General features: G+C 70.4%; 1 pseudogene. It reads left to right on the top strand.

Annotation, left to right across the window (positions count from 1 at the left end):
• Positions 1-1,055 (top strand): annotated as a pseudogene (locus CLV89_RS22750) (hypothetical protein); the annotation flags it as partial.

Genomic DNA, 1,055 nt, shown 5'->3' with positions numbered 1-1,055 from the left:
GAGCGGGCAGCGGATCTCTCCGGTGTGTCCATGGGCGAGGTGCAGCAGGCCACGATCCAGCTGACCAAACGCCTGAGCCAGGCGGCGGGCGGCACGGGTGCGGCGGCCAAGGCGCTGGACCGGCTGCATCTGAGCGCCGCCGCGCTGCAGGCACTGCCGCTTGATCAGCGGCTGGAACAGATCCAGGGCGCCCTGGCGGAGTATGTGCCGGAGGCGGAGCGCGCGGCGGTGGCGTCAGAGCTGTTTGGCAGTCGGGCGGGCCTGATCTTCACCCGCGTGGATGGCGCCGCACTGCGCACGGCGGCTCAGGATGTGAACCGCTTTGGCGTGGCAATCTCCGAGGTGGATGCGGATCAGATCGAGCTGACCAATGACGCGCTATCGCGGATGAGCCTTGCGGGCCGGGGTCTGGCCAACCAGGTGACCGTCGCGCTGGCCCCGGCGCTGCAGGGGCTGAGTGATCGGGTGGCGGATGTGGCGACCTGGTTCAACGGTCTGTCGGAGGGCACCAAACGGTTCCTCGCCACCAGCGCCTTGATCGTCGGCACGGTGGGGCCTGCAGCGCTGGCGCTGGGGCTGGTGCTGAAGGTGGCCGCGCCGCTGGGGGTGGCGATGGCGGGGATGATCTCGACCGTGGCGCTGGCGCCCTTGCGCTTTGCGGCGGCGGCAAAGTCGGCCGTTGCGCTGGAAGTGGCGCTTGGGGCCACCTCGACCAAGGCGGCGGTGACCAGCCTTGCCATGAAAGGCCTGCAGCGCGGGCTGTTGCTGCTGCGCGGCGCGGTGATTGCCACCGGCATTGGCGCGCTGGTGGTGGGGGCGGGCTATCTGGCGATGAAGTTCCACCAGCTGGTGGTGGCCACCGGTGGCTGGGGCGCTGCGCTGCGCGCGCTCGGCGATCTTGCAGCGGGCGTCTGGCAGGGGATCCAGACCAGCGCCACGGCGATTGGTCCGGCACTGGCGGCGATCTGGGCGCGGGTGCAGGCGGGGTTCACCCGCATGGTGCAGGATCTGTCCCTGAGCTGGGGCACCTTCCTGTGGACGCTGTCGGAGGGGAT

This window comes from Tritonibacter scottomollicae (assembly GCF_003003215.1).
GTDB lineage: Bacteria > Pseudomonadota > Alphaproteobacteria > Rhodobacterales > Rhodobacteraceae > Epibacterium > Epibacterium scottomollicae.
Note: the sequence above shows the minus strand (reverse complement) of the source record. Positions and strands in the feature narration are given on the sequence as shown.